13 protein-coding genes are annotated in these 15472 nt (G+C 66.3%); 6 read left to right on the top strand and 7 right to left on the bottom strand.

Features of this window, described 5'->3' with window-relative positions:
• Positions 1-7 precede the first annotated feature (7 nt).
• From DW355_RS07330 to DW355_RS07315, 4 genes are all read left to right on the top strand, one after another.
• On the top strand, positions 8-3334 hold the full coding sequence (locus DW355_RS07330; RefSeq protein ID WP_131278869.1) for an efflux RND transporter permease subunit: 3327 nt from the start codon (positions 8-10) through the stop codon (positions 3332-3334).
• A gap of 100 nt (positions 3335-3434) precedes the next feature.
• The gene (locus DW355_RS07325; protein WP_131278868.1) at positions 3435-4115 is read left to right on the top strand and encodes a protein-L-isoaspartate O-methyltransferase family protein; all 681 of its coding nucleotides are present in this window, start codon (positions 3435-3437) and stop codon (positions 4113-4115) included.
• A gap of 83 nt (positions 4116-4198) precedes the next feature.
• A complete protein-coding gene (locus tag DW355_RS07320) occupies positions 4199-4585 on the top strand; it encodes a rhodanese-like domain-containing protein (protein WP_131278867.1) in 387 nt (128 codons plus the stop codon).
• Positions 4586-4756: 171 nt separating this feature from the next.
• Positions 4757-6148, top strand: coding sequence for a TolC family outer membrane protein (locus DW355_RS07315; protein ID WP_131278866.1), 1392 nt, complete (start codon positions 4757-4759; stop codon positions 6146-6148).
• A gap of 36 nt (positions 6149-6184) precedes the next feature.
• Here the strand turns inward: DW355_RS07315 and DW355_RS07310 are convergent, their stop codons facing one another.
• Positions 6185-7603, bottom strand: a complete 1419-nt coding sequence (locus DW355_RS07310) for a phosphomannomutase/phosphoglucomutase (protein WP_131278865.1) — start codon at positions 7601-7603, stop codon at positions 6185-6187.
• Between the two features lie 16 nt (positions 7604-7619).
• Between DW355_RS07310 and DW355_RS07305 the strand changes: the two genes are divergently transcribed.
• Positions 7620-7808, top strand: coding sequence for a hypothetical protein (locus DW355_RS07305; protein ID WP_131278864.1), 189 nt, complete (start codon positions 7620-7622; stop codon positions 7806-7808).
• 48 nt (positions 7809-7856) lie between these two features.
• Here the strand turns inward: DW355_RS07305 and ahpF are convergent, their stop codons facing one another.
• The 3 genes from ahpF to DW355_RS07290 all read right to left on the bottom strand — a co-directional run bounded on the left by ahpF (position 7857) and on the right by DW355_RS07290 (position 11796).
• Positions 7857-9446: an alkyl hydroperoxide reductase subunit F gene (gene ahpF, locus DW355_RS07300; RefSeq protein ID WP_131278863.1), complete on the bottom strand. Its 1590-nt coding sequence runs from the start codon at positions 9444-9446 to the stop codon at positions 7857-7859.
• 212 nt (positions 9447-9658) lie between these two features.
• On the bottom strand, positions 9659-10222 hold the full coding sequence (gene ahpC, locus DW355_RS07295; RefSeq protein WP_131278862.1) for an alkyl hydroperoxide reductase subunit C: 564 nt from the start codon (positions 10220-10222) through the stop codon (positions 9659-9661).
• Between the two features lie 212 nt (positions 10223-10434).
• Positions 10435-11796 (bottom strand): hemolysin family protein, encoded by a 1362-nt coding sequence (locus tag DW355_RS07290; RefSeq protein WP_131278861.1) that lies wholly within the window; start codon positions 11794-11796, stop codon positions 10435-10437.
• Between the two features lie 99 nt (positions 11797-11895).
• On the opposite strand from DW355_RS07290, the gene DW355_RS07285 reads away from it, so the two are divergent.
• Complete coding sequence (locus DW355_RS07285; RefSeq protein WP_131278860.1) at positions 11896-12765, top strand: symmetrical bis(5'-nucleosyl)-tetraphosphatase; 870 nt, start codon at positions 11896-11898, stop codon at positions 12763-12765.
• 35 nt (positions 12766-12800) lie between these two features.
• Here DW355_RS07285 and DW355_RS07280 read toward each other — a convergent pair whose 3' ends face one another.
• From DW355_RS07280 to DW355_RS07270, 3 genes are all read right to left on the bottom strand, one after another.
• Positions 12801-13589 (bottom strand): PhzF family phenazine biosynthesis protein, encoded by a 789-nt coding sequence (locus tag DW355_RS07280; RefSeq protein ID WP_131278859.1) that lies wholly within the window; start codon positions 13587-13589, stop codon positions 12801-12803.
• A 156-nt stretch (positions 13590-13745) separates the two neighbouring features.
• The gene (locus DW355_RS07275; protein WP_242671365.1) at positions 13746-14393 is read right to left on the bottom strand and encodes a LysE family translocator; all 648 of its coding nucleotides are present in this window, start codon (positions 14391-14393) and stop codon (positions 13746-13748) included.
• Positions 14394-14401: 8 nt separating this feature from the next.
• Complete coding sequence (locus DW355_RS07270; RefSeq protein WP_131282433.1) at positions 14402-15367, bottom strand: DMT family transporter; 966 nt, start codon at positions 15365-15367, stop codon at positions 14402-14404.
• Between the last annotated feature and the right edge of the window lie 105 nt (positions 15368-15472).

Here is a 15472-nt window from a genome sequence, read left to right as displayed (position 1 = left end):
ACCCGCCATGTGGTTCACCCGCGTCAGCCTGAAGAATCCGGTCTTCGCCACCATGATGATGCTGGCGCTGGTGGTACTGGGCGTGTTTTCCTACCAGCGCCTGCAGGTCGACCAGTTTCCCAACATCGAATTCCCGGTGGTCGTGGTCAGCACGACCTACCCGGGCGCCTCGCCCGAGATCGTCGAGAGTGAAGTCAGCAAGAAGATCGAGGAAGGCGTCAACTCGATCGCTGGCATCAACACCCTGACTTCGCGCAGCTACGAGAACCAGTCCGTCGTCATCATCGAATTCCAACTCACCGTCGATGGGCGCAAGGCCGCCGACGACGTGCGCGAGAAAGTCGCGGCGCTGCGCCCTTCGCTGCGCGACGAGGTGAATGAGCCGCGCGTGCTGCGCTTCGACCCCTCCAGCCGTGCCATCTGGTCTCTGGCCGTGCTGAGCGATGCACCATCGGATAGCGCCAGCACGGGAATCAACGCAGCTGCAAGCGTGGGGACCAGCAACCCGAGCGTCACCGGGCCGTCCCAAGGCGCGAACGCCCCCTCGGGGGGCAGCGCAGCAGGCGCAGCGGCAAGCGTGGGGGCCAGCCATCTCTCACCGGTTGAACTCACCAACTGGGCCGATCAGGTGCTGAAGAAGCGCCTGGAAAACGTGCGTGGCGTCGGCGCGGTCAACCTGGTGGGGGGCACCAAGCGCGAGATCAACATCTACCTGCGCCCCGCAGCGCTGGAGGCCTACGGCCTCACGCCCACGCAGGTGGCCGACGCGGTGCGCGGCGAAAACCAGGAATTGCCGCTGGGCGCGGTGCGTTCCAGCACGCGCGAGATCGCGGTGCAGATCGACGCGCGCATGCGGCGCCCGGAGGATTTCGCGCGCATCATCGTCGCGCGCAAGGGGGACACACCGATCCGCCTGGGCCAGGTCGCCACCATCCAGGATGGCGCGGAGGAACTGGAGAGCGTTGCGCTCTACAACGGCCAGCGCACGCTGCTGCTGACCGTGCAGAAATCGCAGGATGAAAACACCATCGCCGTGATCGATGGCCTGACAAAGGCCGTGGCCGAGCTGAAGGCACAGGGGCTGCTACCTGCCAGCGTGCGCCTGGAACCGATCCAGGACGGTTCGCGCCCCATCCGCGTGGCGGTGAACAACGTACGCCAAACCCTGCTCGAAGGCGCGGCGCTCACGGTGCTCATCGTCTTCCTGTTTCTGAATTCCTGGCGCTCCACCGTCATCACGGGGCTGACCCTGCCCATCGCGCTGATCGGCACCTTTCTCTTCATGCAGGCCTTCGGCTTCACGATCAATATGATCACGCTGATGGCGCTGTCGCTTTGCGTGGGCCTGCTGATCGACGACGCCATCGTGGTGCGCGAGAACATCGTGCGCCACGTGCAGATGGGCAAGGGCCATTACCAGGCCGCGCTCGAAGGCACGGAGGAGATCGGCCTCGCCGTCCTGGCCACCACCTTGTCCATCGTGGCGGTGTTCCTGCCCATCGGCTTCATGGGCGGCATCATCGGCAAGTTCTTCCACCAGTTCGGCATCACCATCGTGGCGGCGGTGCTGATCTCGATGTTCGTGAGTTTCACGCTGGACCCGATGCTGTCATCCATCTGGCCCGACCCGAGCATCCACGGGCACGGCGCGAACCGGGACGGACCACGCAGCGTCTATGACCGGACCGTGGGCCGCGTCACGGGCTGGTTCGACCGCGCCACCGAGCGCCTGGCCCAGGTCTATCAGGTCCTGCTGCGATGGTCGCTGGCGCACAAGCTCGCCACGCTGATCGTGGCCTTCGTCGTCTTCGTCGCCAGCCTCTTGCTGGTGCCGCTGCTGGGCTCGGAATTCGTGCCCGCGGCTGACTTCTCCGAGACCACGGTCAACTTCCGCACCCCCGAGGGCACGTCCATCGAAGCCACCGAAGCCAAGGCGCGGCAGGTGCAGGACATCCTGCAACGCGAGTTTCCCGAAGTGCGCTACTCCCTGGCCACGCTCAACACCGGCACCGCGCAGGGCAAGAACTACGCGAGCATCTATGTGCGCCTGGTGGACCGCGTGCAGCGCACGCGCAACGTGAACCAGATCTCCGCCGTACTGCGAGAGCGGCTGCGCTCGGTTCCCGGCGTCATCGTCACCCACGTGGGACTGATGGACGCGGTAGGGGGCCAGAAGCAGTTGGAGTTTTCGCTGCAAGGCCAGGACCTGCGCGAGCTGGAACGCCTGACCCAGACCGTGCTGGAAAAAATCACGCCTATCCCCGGGCTGGTGGACCTGGACAGCAGTGCCAAACCCGGTCGCCCGACCATCGCCGTACAGGTCAATCGCGAGGCCGCGGCCGACCTGGGCCTGAATGTGAACCAGATCGCGACCGCCTTGCGCGCCTTGGTCGCCGGTGACACGGTGGGCAACTGGCGCGCCAGCGATGACCAGACCTATGACGTGAACGTGCGCCTCGCACCCGAAGCCCGTCAGGACATGGGCAACCTGGAGCGCCTGCCCTTCGCCGTCGGTCAGGCCTCGGACGGCAGTGCGCGCGTGATCCGCCTGAACCAGGCTGCCACCCTGGTGGAGGGCACGGGTTCCAGCCAGATCAACCGGCGCGACCTGACGCGCGAAGTCACCATCACCGCCAACGTGCATGGCCGCTCCCTGGGCGAGGTCTCGGCCGACATCCGCCAGGCATTGGCGACCACCAATTTCCCGCCCGGCTACCGCTACCGCTTCGGCGGTGCCACCAAGAACATGGAGGAGAGTTTCGGCTACGCCATCTCCGCCCTGGCCATGGCCATCATCTTCATCTACATGATCCTGGCCAGCCAGTTCAAGAGCTTCTTCCAGCCCCTGGCGCTCATGACCTCGCTGCCGCTGACGCTGATCGGCGTGGTGCTGGCACTGATGCTGTTCGGTTCCTCGCTGTCCATGTTCTCGATCATCGGCGTCGTGATGCTCATGGGCCTGGTGACCAAGAACGCCATCCTGCTGCTGGACTTCGCGATCCGCGCTCGCGAGGACAGACAGGACGCGGACGGTCGCCCGGTGCCGGGCATGCCACGCGAGCAGGCGCTTCTGACCGCCGCGCAGGTGCGGCTGCGCCCCATCCTGATGACCACGCTGGCCATGATCTTCGGCATGGTGCCGCTGGCCTTCGCGCTGTCCGAGGGATCGGAACAGCGTGCCCCCATGGGGCAGGCGGTGATTGGCGGCATCATCACCTCCTCGCTGCTCACCCTGGTGGTCGTGCCGGTGGCCTATTGCTACCTGGACGACTTCGCCCACTGGTTGCGGCGGCTCTGGCAGGGCAACCGACCCTCCGCCGGTCAGGCCCCATGAGCCTCCTGAAACCGGATTTATCGCAGCGCTACGGGAACTCACTAAAATTTTTGACCACGTCCAAACGACTTACCCCCCAACCCCCACGGAATCCCACGCCATGAACACCCTCGTGAACACCGAAAAAGCCCGCTTCAACATGATCGAGCAGCAGATCCGCCCCTGGAACGTGCTGGACGCGGACGTTCTGGCCCTGCTGTCCGAGATCAAGCGCGAGGACTTCGTGCCCGCCGGCCTGCGCGCCCTGGCCTTCACCGACACCGAACTGCCCCTGAAAAGCGGCGAAGACGCGCCCGTGATGCTGGCGCCCCGGGTGCAGGCGCGCATCGTCCAGGACGTGGCCACCCGGCCGACAGACAAAGTGCTGCTGGTCGGCGCGGGTTCCGGTTACCTGGCCGCGCTGCTGGCCAAGCGCGCGAAACAGGTGATTGCGCTGGAAATCGACGCGGAGCTGGCGGCGCTGGCGCGCGCCAACCTCCAGAAGGCGGGGATCACCAACGCCCAGGTGCAGCAAGCCGACGGCAGCCAGGGCGCTCCCGCCGAGGCGCCTTTCGACGTGATCGTGCTGGCCGGCTCGGTGGCCGCGGTCCCGGCGGGCCTGCTGGCGCAACTCGCTCTGGGCGGGCGCCTGTTCGCCATCGTGGGCGAAGCCGGCGCCCCCATGATGCGCGCCACCCTGATCACGCGCGTGCAAGACCAGAGCTACCAGAGCCACCCAAGCTGGGACACGGTCGCGCCGCGCCTGCGCAACTTCCCCGAAGCAGCACGTTTCCATTTCTGATCCTGGCGCGAGCCCACACCGTTCAGCTTGCACCCCCCCCCCGGCAGCGCACCCCAACACCCTTCGCGTTTGAAAGCATCCGCATGATCGAGCACATCCACCCTGGCGATTTCGACACCTGGCTGCGGCAGGCACAAGCGGCCACCCAGGCCCAGGGCGCGGACTCCCCTGGCCCGCTGGTGCTGGATGTGCGCGAGGCGCACGAGTTGCAGATCGCCGCGCTGCGGCCGGCGGCCGACGCGGGTTTCGAGTTGCTGCACATTCCCATGAACACCGTGCCCGGCGCGCTGGATCAGCTCGACCCGGACCGCCCGTCCCAGCGCCAGATTGCCTGCCTCTGTCACCACGGTGGCCGCAGCCTGCGTGTGGCCGAGTACTTGAGACACCAAGGTTTCGAGCGCGTCGTGAATATCAGCGGCGGCATCGAGGCCTGGGCCGCGCAGCGCGACCCCAGCATTCCACGTTACTGACCGCCGATTTCCGCGCCACAAAGCGCTTGTTGACCTTGCCCTCTTGCACCATGCGCCATCACCCCCAAATTGCAAGCAAGATATATAATAAGCATTGCTTACTATATACCTTTGCTGCGTTCCCGGGGATGCGGCAGACCGAGCAAACGCCCACCTTCGCCACCTAGTCCCATGAAACTGCACCGCCTATTCCCGCGCGCGACCCTGACGCTGGCCGTCGCTGCCCTGTTCGCACCCGCCATCCAAGCACAAAGCCTGATGGACCTTTACCAGGCCTCGCGTGGCCATGACGCCACCTACCAGGCTGCGCGCGCGCAGTACGAGGCTGGCCTGCAACGCGCCGATCAGGCCAAGGCTGCCGTGCTGCCCACCATCACCCTGAGCGCGGGCGTCAATCGCACCGATCAGTCAGCCGACATGGCCAACGGAACGACGAACTCGCACGATTACGAGACCCACAGCACCAGCCTCAACCTGAGTCAGCCCCTGTTTCGTCCCGCGAACTTCGCGACCTTCCGCCAAGGCACGCAACAAGCCGAGCTGGCCGAGGCCCAATGGTTGGCCGCGGAGCAGGATCTGATCGTGCGTGTCAGCCAAGCCTATTTCGACGTGCTCAGCGCCCAGGACGGCCTCGCTTTCGTGCAAGCGCAGAAAACCGCCGTGGCCGAGCAACTGGCCGCGGCACGGCGCAACTTCGAGGTGGGCGCCACCACCATCACCGATACCCGCGAAGCCCAGGCGCGCTATGACCTTGTGACCGCCCAGGAAATCGCCGCCGATAACGACCTGCGCATCAAGAAGCTGGCGCTGGACCAGTTCGTGGGTGTGCAGGACGCCCGCCCCTTGCCCCTGGCACCCGCCGTCGCGCTGCCCGCCGTCGCGCCACAGGACATCAACTACTGGGTGGACCAGGCTCGCACCCAGCACCCCTCGGTGCGCCAAGCCCGCGTGGCCCTGCGCAATGCTGAACTGGAAAGCACCAAGGCCATCTCGGGCCATCTGCCCACGGTGGACTTGACGGCCAGCCGCAGCATGAACAACTACAGCAACGGCGGCCCCAATGCCAACGGCACCGATGCCGCCAACGTCACCACCATCGGCGTGCAGCTCACCCTGCCTCTGTTCGCGGGTTTCGCCACGCAGAACCGTCTGCGCGAAACCCTGGCGCTCGAAGACCAGGCCCAGGCCCAGTTGCAAGGCGCCGAACGCGCGGTCACCCAGGGTGCGCGCACGGCCTACCTGGGCGTGCTGTCGGGGCTGAGCCAGGTCAAGGCTCTGGAAGCCGCCGAAACCTCCAGCCAGAGCGCGTTGGACGCAAACCAACTGGGTTACCGCGTGGGCGTGCGCATCAACATCGACGTGCTGAACGCGCAGAGCCAGCTCTACCAGACCAAGCGTGACCTGGCGCAAGCCCGCTACAACGTGCTGCTGGCCAACCTGCGCCTGCGCCAAGCCAGTGGTGACCTCAACGGCAACGACCTGCAGAACATCAACGCGCTGCTGGCCAGCACTCCGGCGGCGCCGACGACCGCGCCTGCGGCCAAGCCCGCTCAATCCAGGTAAGTCCCCCGCACCCTGAACGGGTGCGGAGCACAGCGCTCAGTGCGCGGCGGCGCCCAGGGCCGCGTCCGGCTTGACACTCTTGAGCAGCGCGAGCATCTCGCCCTCGATGCGCTGGAGGGCTTCTGACGTCTGGCCCTCGAAGCGCAGCACCAGCACCGGCGTGGTGTTGGAGGCACGGATCAGGCCAAAACCGTCCGGCCAGTCGACCCGCACGCCGTCGATGGTGCTGACCTCCGCGGGTTTCGGGAACACGCCCGTGCCCAAGGACTTCTTCTGCAACTCGGCCACGACCCGGTGTGGCTCGCCCTCGGCGCAGGCCACGTTGAGTTCGGGCGTGGAATGGCTGGTCGGCAGCGCGTTGAGCACCGCGCTGGCGTCGGCGGAGCGGCTGAGGATTTCCAGCAGGCGCGCGGCGGCGTAGGTGCCATCGTCGAAACCGTACCAGCGCTCCTTGAAGAAGACGTGACCACTCATCTCGCCACCCAGGGGTGCCTCGATCTCCTTCATGCGCGCCTTGATCAGGGAGTGGCCCGTCTTGTACATCAGCGGCTTGCCGCCGGCCTCCTTGATGGCCGGCGCCAGGCGCTGCGTGCACTTCACATCGAACAGGATGAAGCTGCCTGGGGCGCGCTTGAGCACATCGCGCGCAAACAGCATCAATTGCCGGTCCGGGAAGATCGTCTGCCCATCCTTGGTCACGACGCCCAGGCGGTCGCCATCGCCGTCGAACGCCAGGCCGATCTCGGCGTCGGTCTCGCGCAGCGCCTTGACCAGATCGCGCAGGTTCTCGGGCTTGCTGGGATCGGGATGGTGGTTGGGGAAAGTGCCATCCACCGCGCTGTGGAGTTCACGCACCTCGCAGCCCAGGTCACGCAGGATGCCGGGCGCTGACGCACCCGCCACGCCGTTGCCGGAATCCACGACGATCTTCATGCGACGCTGCAGGCGCACGTCACCAAGGATGCGGTCGCGATAGGACGAGAGGATGTCCAGCTTGGTCAACTTGCCAGCCTTCGAGGGCAACGCGCCGACCTCACCCAGCAGTGGCGTTTCGTCCGCTTCCATGGCCTTGCGCAAGTCCTGGATTTCATCCCCGTAAATTGCGCGCCCGGCCAGCACCATCTTGAAACCGTTGTAATCGGCCGGGTTGTGGCTGCCCGTCACCTGGATGCCGCTCTTGCACACCGTGCTGGCCGCGTAATACAGCATGGGCGTCGTGACCATGCCCAGGTCGATCACGTCGAGGCCCACGGTGCGCAAGCCACGGATCAAGGCCGCGCTCAGCGCCGGACCGCTCAGGCGGCCATCGCGGCCCACGGCCACCCAGCTTTCGCCTTCCGCGCGCGCGGCCAGACCAAACGCACGCCCCAGGCTCTCGGCCACGGATTCATCGAGGGTAGCCGGCACGACGCCGCGAATGTCGTAGGCCTTGAAGATCGAAGCAGTAACTTTCATGGGCAAGAATTACACCATGAACTCCGCACGACTCGCCAAGCGCCGCCTCACGCTCCGGCTCAAGCCCGTCGCGCCACCGGCGCCACGCAATCCGCTGGTGGCACCGGCGCTGAAGCGAAAAGCCGGTGTGCACCGCAAGACGGCCAAGAGCGAGCGGCAGGCGGGCCGGCAAGCACTGAGGCAGGCCCTGAAACAGACACCATGAAAAAGGGGCTGCGCAAGCAGCCCCTTCACGGTCGGGCAAGCCGACGCCTCAGGCCGTCACGGTTTCATGCGCCGGCATGCGGATCAGGTGATCAAAGGCGCTCAGGGCGGCTTTCGCGCCCTCACCGGCGGCGATCACGATCTGCTTGTACGGCACGGTCGTGCAATCGCCGGCCGCGAACACCCCGGGGACGCTGGTGTGCCCCTTGGCATCGACCACGATCTCGCCGAACTTCGAAAGTTCGAGCGTGCCCTTGAGCCACTCGGTGTTGGGCACCAGCCCAATCTGCACGAACACGCCTTCCACGCCCACATGCTTCTTCTCGCCCGTGGTCCGGTCCAGGTAATCCAACCCGGCGAGCTTGCCGCCCGCGCCGGAGAACTCGGTGGTCTGCGCCTGCGTGATGATCTGCACATTCGGCAGGCTCTTGAGCTTGCTCACCAGCACCGCGTCGGCCCGGAGCTGATCACCGAACTCGAGCAGGGTCACGTGCTCGACGATACCGGCCAGGTCGATGGCAGCCTCGACGCCCGAGTTGCCGCCGCCGATCACGGCGACCTTCTTGCCCTTGAACAAGGGACCGTCGCAGTGCGGGCAGTAGGCCACGCCCTTGTTCTTGTACTCCTGCTCGCCCGGCACGTTGACGTTGCGCCAGCGCGCGCCGGTGGACAGGATGACGCTGCGCGCCTTGAGCACGCCGCCATTCGCCATGTGCACCTCGGCCAAGCCGCCGGGCCCGGCCGCCGGCACCAGCTTGTCCGCGCGCTGCAGGTTCATGATGTCCACCTCGTAGTGGCGCACCTGGGCTTCCAGCGCCGCGGCGAACTTCGGCCCTTCGGTCTCCAGCACGGAGATGTAGTTCTCGATGGCCAGGGTGTCGTTGACCTGACCGCCGAAACGTTCGGCGGCGATCCCCACGCGGATACCCTTGCGCGCCGCGTAGACGGCCGCTGCAGCGCCCGCGGGGCCCGCACCGACAATGAGCACGTCATACGGGTCCTTGGCGGACAGCTTGGCGGCCTCGCGCTCTTCGCTCTTGACGTCCAGCTTGGCCACGATTTCCTCGACGGTCATGCGACCCGACGCGAACATCTTGCCGTTCAGCCAGGTGGCGGGCACGGCCATGATCTGGCGCTCGTCCACCTCCTGCTGGAACAGGCCGCCGTCCACGATGGTGGCTTGCACGCGCGGGTTGACGATGCTCATCAGGCTCACGGCCTGGACCACGTCGGGGCAGTTGTGACAGCTCAAGGACATGTAGACCTCGAACTTGAATTCACCCTCGAGGTTGCGGATCTGCTCGATCACCTCGGGCTCCACCTTGGGCGGGTGGCCACCGGTCCACAGCAGGGCCAGCACCAGGGAAGTGAACTCGTGGCCCAGGGGAATGGCGGCAAAACGGACACCTTGGGGCACGCCCGTGGTCTCGCCATCGCGTGCAATGATGAAGGACGGCCTGCGCGCATCCGTGCCGGAGTCGTCGAAATGGACCTGGTCAGACAGACCGGCGATTTCCTGCAGCAACTCGCGTAGCTCGGCCGACTTCTCGCCGCCATCGAGCGAGGCAATCAGCCGGATAGGGCGTTGCAGCTTGGTCAGGTACGCCTGCAACTGGGACTTCATGGCGTCGTCGAGCATGGGGTTCTCCTGGGGTGCGTGAGGTCTGATAGATGGGGATGCCGCGGCGAAAAACGAGCCAGTCCGAGACTGCGCCCGATGCGCTGATTCCATCGCCGTGCCTTACCGCCGTGAGATGGGCCGCGCGGCCTGGTGTGTCCAGGGCCGGCGCAGCCCATCCGGCTGCGGTACTGCCTGCGCAGGGGCCGCAATCGCGGCCCGCGTGCGGCGGCTTAGATCTTGCCGACCAGATCCAGCGAGGGCGTCAGCGTCTTGGCGCCTTCGTTCCACTTGGCGGGGCACACCTGACCCGGGTGCGCGGCAACGTACTGGGCGGCCTTGAGCTTGCGCAGCGTTTCCTTCACGTCGCGGGCGATGGCGTTGTCATGCACTTCCATGGTCTTGATCTGACCATCGGGGTTGACGATGAAGGTACCGCGCAGGGCCAGGCCTTCTTCATCGATGTGCACGCCCAGGGCACGCGTCAGCGTGTGTGTCGGATCGCCCACCAACGGGAACTTGGCCTTGCCCACGGCGGGCGAGGTTTCGTGCCAGACCTTGTGCGAGAAATGCGTGTCGGTCGTGACGATGTACACCTCGGCACCCAACTTCTGGAACTCGGCGTAGTTGTCAGCAGCGTCTTCCACTTCGGTCGGGCAGTTGAAGGTGAAAGCAGCCGGCATGAAGATCAGCACGGACCATTTGCCCTTCAGCGTCGCGTCGCTGACTTCGATGAACTTGCCATTGTGAAAGGCTTGGGTCTTGAACGCCGGGAACTGGCTGTTGATGAGGGACATTGACATCTCCTGTAGTGAAAGGTGGAAAGGAAGCTCACTGGCTTTGCAACCGGTTCAGGGAAAACATCCCCGGGAAAACCGATAGGGCAAAGTTTAGCTTTCCCCGATTGACTTCGGTTCTCTGCGTATCTATGGCCAAGATAGGCAGGGTTTATGGCGGACAGGGTGATGCCCGCCTTGAACCGCATGCAACGCGACTGCGGCAGCGCGCCTCAGGACTGCGACTCGTCCTCCGGTGCGGCGTCGGGCGGCAGGGGCGTGGCGAGCACCTTGTCGATGCGTCGGCCATCCAGGTCCACCACCTCGAACTCCCACCCCGCGCAACTCACGCGCTCGCCCGTCTTGAGCAGGCGTCCGCTGACGGCCAGCAGCAGGCCAGCGACGGTGTTGTAGCGCCCCCGGTCTTCGTCCGGCAACTCGCGGATCTCGAAGCGGGCCTTGAGCTCGTCCACCGGCATCACGCCGTCCAGCAGCCAGGAGCCGTCGTCGCGCTGCGTGGCCCAGGCATCCACCGGGGCCGATTGCAGTTCGCCAGTGATGGCCTCCAGCAAGTCCGCGGGTGTCAGCAGTCCTTGCACCGCGCCATATTCGTCGACGACGAACATCATGCGCAGGGAACGGGCGCGGAACTGCTCGACCAGTTCCATGCCGGAAAGTGTCTCCGGCACGAAAACGGCCGCTTGGGCATGGCGCTCGACCGGGTCCACGGCATGCGCCGCATCCTGGGCCAGGGCCAGCAGGGCGCCCACGCTGATCTGCCCCACCACGTCGTCCAGCGAGCCCCGGCACACGGGGTACCAGGAATGCACACTGCCGCTTTCCTGCTCGCCCTGCTGGGCATCCTGTTCGGTCTGGCTGCTGTGCGCGAGTTGCTCCAGGCATTGCGCCGCGGTGAGCCCGGCGTCGAGCCAGGCAATGTCCGCGCGCGGTGCCATCATGGAAATCAGCGGTCGATCGTCCAGGCGGAAGACATTGCGCACCATCTGGTGCTCGTGCTCTTCGATCAGACCCGCGTCCACACCCTCTTCCAGACTGTGGCGGATCTCCTCCTCCGTCACACCGCGTGCCACATCGGGCACGCGCAGCAGTTTCAGCACGGCCTGGGTGCTCGCCGACAGCAGCTTCACGAAGGGCTTGGCCCCCATGGCCAACCCCCCCATGGGACGCGAGACCCAACGCGCCACCAGTTCGGGATACAGCTGGCCGACCCGCTTGGGCACCAACTCACCGAAGATGATGGTCACGAAGGTAATGAGGGTGACGACCAGCGCCGTCGCAGTAACGCCCGAGGCGCCTGCGCTCACGCCCAGGGTTTGCAGCAGCTCGGCCAGGTCGTCGCTGAAGGCGGCCTCGCCCACGATGCCGTTGAGCACCCCAATGGAGGTGATGCCGATCTGGATGGTGGACAGGAACTGGTTGGGGTTGTCCATCAACTCCAACGCCTTCTTCGCGCCCCCATCGCCCGATTGGGCGGCCGCCAGCAGGCGCGCCCGGCGGCTGGAAGCCAGGGCCATTTCCGACATGGCGAAGGCTCCATTGAGCACGATCAAAAAAGCTATCAACAGAAAGTCCATGGCCGGGACTTTACCTCGCGGGCTTTTCACCTTGCGCTGTCCGCTCGCGCATGAGTCGGATAATCCCCTGCCCTGTCCAGATCCACGAAAAAACGCCGCATGGCTCACTACTTGATCGGCGACGTGCAAGGCTGCGATGCCGCGCTCGGCCGCCTCCTTACCGCCGTCGACTATTCCCCCAGCCGCGACACCCTCTGGCTGCTGGGTGACCTCGTCAACCGTGGCCCGTCCTCGGCCGCCGTGCTGCGTCGTCTCATGCGCTACGAAGGCGCGGCGCGCTGCCTGCTCGGCAACCATGACTTGCACCTGCTGGCCGTCTCGCTGGGCGTGCGCCGCGCCCACCGCGGCGACACGGTGGACGACATCCTGGACGCGCCCGACCGCGACGTGCTGCTGGGCTGGGTACGCCATCAGTCCCTGGCCCTGGGTGCGACGCTGGAGGGCCATGACTTCCTGATGGTCCACGCGGGCGTGCTGCCGCAATGGAGCGCGGCGCAGACCCTCGCACTGGCCGCTGAAGTGCAGGACGTGCTGGCGAGCCCCGACTGGTCGACCTTCATCCGTCGGATGTATGGCAACGAACCGGTCGCCTGGCGCGACGACCTGCAAGGCGACGACCGCCTGCGCGTGATCGTCAACGCCCTGACGCGCCTGCGCTTTTGCACGCCCGAAGGCGCGATGGAGTTCAGCGCCAAGGAAGGTCTGGACACCGCGCCAGCGGGTTACCTGCCCTGGTTCGAGGTACCGGGCCGGCGCACGGCGAGCGAAGACGTGACCCTCGCCTTCGGTCACTGGTCCACGCTGGGCTTGGCCGAACCGCAGAACGTGTTCCGCCGCGCCCGCCTGTGGGCCCTGGACTCGGGCTGCATCTGGGGTGGCCAGTTGAGCGCCTTGCGGGTCATGCCCGACGTCGCGGCCACGCATGTCCTGATACAGGAAGACTGCGAGCCGGCGCGCAAGCCTTTCTGAAGGAAACCACCCGCGCCAGGCCGGTGGCGCGCGAATCAGACTTCGATCTCGCCCCGCAGGTACTGCACGGCCGTGCCCGACACATGCACGCGCTGGCCCTCGACGCGACAACCCAGGGTGCCGGTGCGCCGGGACAGCTGCCGGGCCCGCAAGTCGGTCTTTCCCAGCCGCTGGGCCCAGTAAGGCGCCAAGCCCGCGTGGATGGAGCCGGTCATCGGGTCTTCCTCACCGCCATTGGCTGGCCAGAAATAACGCGACACGAAATCACAGTCCGCGCCGGGCGCGGTCACCGTCACGTCCAGCGGCCCCAGCTGCGCCAGCTGCCCGAAATCCGGACGCAAAGCTCGCACCTGCGCCTCGCTCTCATAGACGGCGAACCAGGCCTGCGCATTGCGCAGAACGGCCACCGGCGCCAGCGGCAGACCGGAGCGCAAGGCCTGGGGTACCTCATCCACCGGCGTGGGCAGACGACTCGGGAAACTCATTTCCATGCGGCCATCAGGCATGCGCACGACCGGCAGCTCACCCACCGCTGGCGCGCGGAAGGTGATGAGGGACGACACGCCGGACTCGACGAGCACGAAGGCGCTGGCCAGCGTAGCGTGCCCACAGAAGTCGATTTCCTTGAAGGGCGAAAACCATCGGATGTCGAAACGGCCGTCCGCCGCCTGCACGAAGAAGGCCGTCTCGGACAAGTTGTTCTCCATCGCGATGGCCTGCATCAGCGCTGGCGGCAGCCATTCCCGTAGGGGCACCACCGCCGCCGGATTGCCTTTGAACAACTCGGACGTGAAGGCGTCAACGACGTACAGGGTCAATTTCATGAGCGTGGGTCTTTCTGGCACGCGCTGCCTAAGGGGAACAGCCATTCCTGCGCAAGGTCTGCGACGGCGATACTGCCGTCGCGGCAGTACGCGGCGTCGTACTGGGTTTTCATGTCAGTCTCGTGGGTGGTGTTGTCAAAGGCCCCGGCATGCGCCCTAGGCCACGGAAAACCCGATCGATAGCACCAGCAGCGCGGCCATGGTCCAGTTGAAGGCGCGGATCATGCGCGGCCGGTGCAACCAGCGGCGCAGGGCGCTGCCAAAGGCGGCCCAAATGGTGATGCAGGGCATGCCCACCCCCATGGCGATGAGCGCGGCCAGCCCCAGATGCCCCCAGAAGGCGTCGCCCGGCGGCACGTAAGCGGACACCATGCCCGTCGTCATGACCCAGGCCTTGGGGTTGACCCATTGGAACAGGGCCGCCTGCACAAAAGTCATGGGCCGGCTTGGCGTGGCCCCGTCCTGTGGCTGCCGGGGTGGCGCGGCGTTCGCGATCTTCCAGGCCAGGAACAGCAGATAGACCGCGCTCACGTACTTCAGGACCGGCTGCAGCCAAGGGTAGCGGACGAAAACAGCACCCATGCCCAGTCCGATCAGCACCAGCATCGCGACGAAGCCCAGGTTCACGCCCCAGACATGGGGCCAGGTGCGGCGCAGGCCGAAATTCAGCCCCGAGGCCGCCAGCATGGTGTTGTTCGGCCCCGGCGTGATGGAGCTGATGAAGGTGAACAGCGCCAGCGGCCCGAGCAGGGCGGGTTGCATCCAGGAAAAAGCGTGCGTCGAAACCGTGTCCATCATCGTCATCTCCATGATCATGATTTTGCTTGCGGGATCGGCTGCGCGCTGGCGCCGCGCAAGGCCCGTCGCCCGCCCACGATGACCCCGATCACCGCCACCGCGAACCCCCAGGTCTCGGTGCTCACCGGTTCACCAAACAGGAGCGCGCAAGCCAGCACGGTCAGGAAGGGCTGCAGCAGCTGCACCTGCCCCACCCGGGCGATGCCCCCCACGGCCAGGCCACGGTACCAGGCGAAGAAACCCAGGAACATGGAACCGAAAGAGAGCCAGGCAAAGGCCAGCAAGGCACGATGGGAGGTGACGATGCCGCTGGCCCGCGCGGCCTCGGCCGCGTCGCCCAGCATCCAGGCCACGGGCACGGCGATCAGCGGCGCGCTGACCACCAAGGCCCAGCAGATCGTGCGCCCTCCTCCCAGCGTGCGCGCGGCCCGCGCGCCCTCGGCGTAACCCAGACCCCCGGCCACCACCGCCAGCAGCAACCACGCATCACCGGCCTGCAAGGCGCCTTGCCCTTGCAGCAAGCCAAACCCGGTGACCAGCACCGCACCCACCGCCGCCCAGGCCCAGAAGGCCCGCGCGGGTTTCTCGCCGCTGCGCCAGGTCGCGAACAGGGCGGTGGACAGCGGCAGCAGGCCGTTGAAGACCGCGCCGTGCGAGGCGGACACGCTCTGCAAGGCAAGGGTGGACAGCAGGGGCCAGCCGATCACGATGCCCAGCGCCGCACCCAGCACGCCGGGCCATTCCTCGCGCCGGGGCAGGCGGCTGCAGTTGACAGCCAGCAAAACCGCCGCGGGCAAGGCCGCTACCAGGGCCCGCCCCAGACCGACCAGCAAGGGTGGCCATTCGGCCACGACCATGCGTGTCATGGGCAGGGTGAGACTGAAGATCAGCACCCCCAACAGGCCAAAACCATACCCTTCCCAGGGCGTGGCCGACGACGCCACGGGCGGGGCGGCGGAAGCGGAGGCGGGGGCCGGCATCGCCGCACCCGACAGTTCGACGCGGGGCAGGGGAATCGACGGGGAACGGGTCAACATGGAGAGGCCTTGACAGTCATCGGTACGCCTGTCACTCTAGGGCCAGTC

This window comes from Hylemonella gracilis (genome assembly GCF_004328645.1).
Taxonomy (GTDB): Bacteria; Pseudomonadota; Gammaproteobacteria; order Burkholderiales; family Burkholderiaceae_C; genus Hylemonella; species Hylemonella gracilis_B.
This window is presented reverse-complemented; position numbering and strand designations above follow the sequence as displayed.

What these genes read in the sequence shown, in the direction of transcription:
- DW355_RS07320 (WP_131278867.1), top strand. Translation starts at nt 4,199, where the DNA reads ATGATCGAGCACATCCACCCTGGCGATTTCGACACCTGGCTGCGGCAG.
- DW355_RS07305 (WP_131278864.1), top strand. Translation starts at nt 7,620, where the DNA reads ATGAACTCCGCACGACTCGCCAAGCGCCGCCTCACGCTCCGGCTCAAG.
- DW355_RS07275 (WP_242671365.1), bottom strand. Translation starts at nt 14,393, where the DNA reads ATGACGATGATGGACACGGTTTCGACGCACGCTTTTTCCTGGATGCAA.
- ahpF (WP_131278863.1), bottom strand. Translation starts at nt 9,446, where the DNA reads ATGCTCGACGACGCCATGAAGTCCCAGTTGCAGGCGTACCTGACCAAG.
- DW355_RS07290 (WP_131278861.1), bottom strand. Translation starts at nt 11,796, where the DNA reads ATGGACTTTCTGTTGATAGCTTTTTTGATCGTGCTCAATGGAGCCTTC.
- DW355_RS07270 (WP_131282433.1), bottom strand. Translation starts at nt 15,367, where the DNA reads ATGCCGGCCCCCGCCTCCGCTTCCGCCGCCCCGCCCGTGGCGTCGTCG.
- DW355_RS07315 (WP_131278866.1), top strand. Translation starts at nt 4,757, where the DNA reads ATGAAACTGCACCGCCTATTCCCGCGCGCGACCCTGACGCTGGCCGTC.
- DW355_RS07330 (WP_131278869.1), top strand. Translation starts at nt 8, where the DNA reads ATGTGGTTCACCCGCGTCAGCCTGAAGAATCCGGTCTTCGCCACCATG.
- DW355_RS07310 (WP_131278865.1), bottom strand. Translation starts at nt 7,603, where the DNA reads ATGAAAGTTACTGCTTCGATCTTCAAGGCCTACGACATTCGCGGCGTC.
- ahpC (WP_131278862.1), bottom strand. Translation starts at nt 10,222, where the DNA reads ATGTCCCTCATCAACAGCCAGTTCCCGGCGTTCAAGACCCAAGCCTTT.
- DW355_RS07280 (WP_131278859.1), bottom strand. Translation starts at nt 13,589, where the DNA reads ATGAAATTGACCCTGTACGTCGTTGACGCCTTCACGTCCGAGTTGTTC.
- DW355_RS07285 (WP_131278860.1), top strand. Translation starts at nt 11,896, where the DNA reads ATGGCTCACTACTTGATCGGCGACGTGCAAGGCTGCGATGCCGCGCTC.
- DW355_RS07325 (WP_131278868.1), top strand. Translation starts at nt 3,435, where the DNA reads ATGAACACCCTCGTGAACACCGAAAAAGCCCGCTTCAACATGATCGAG.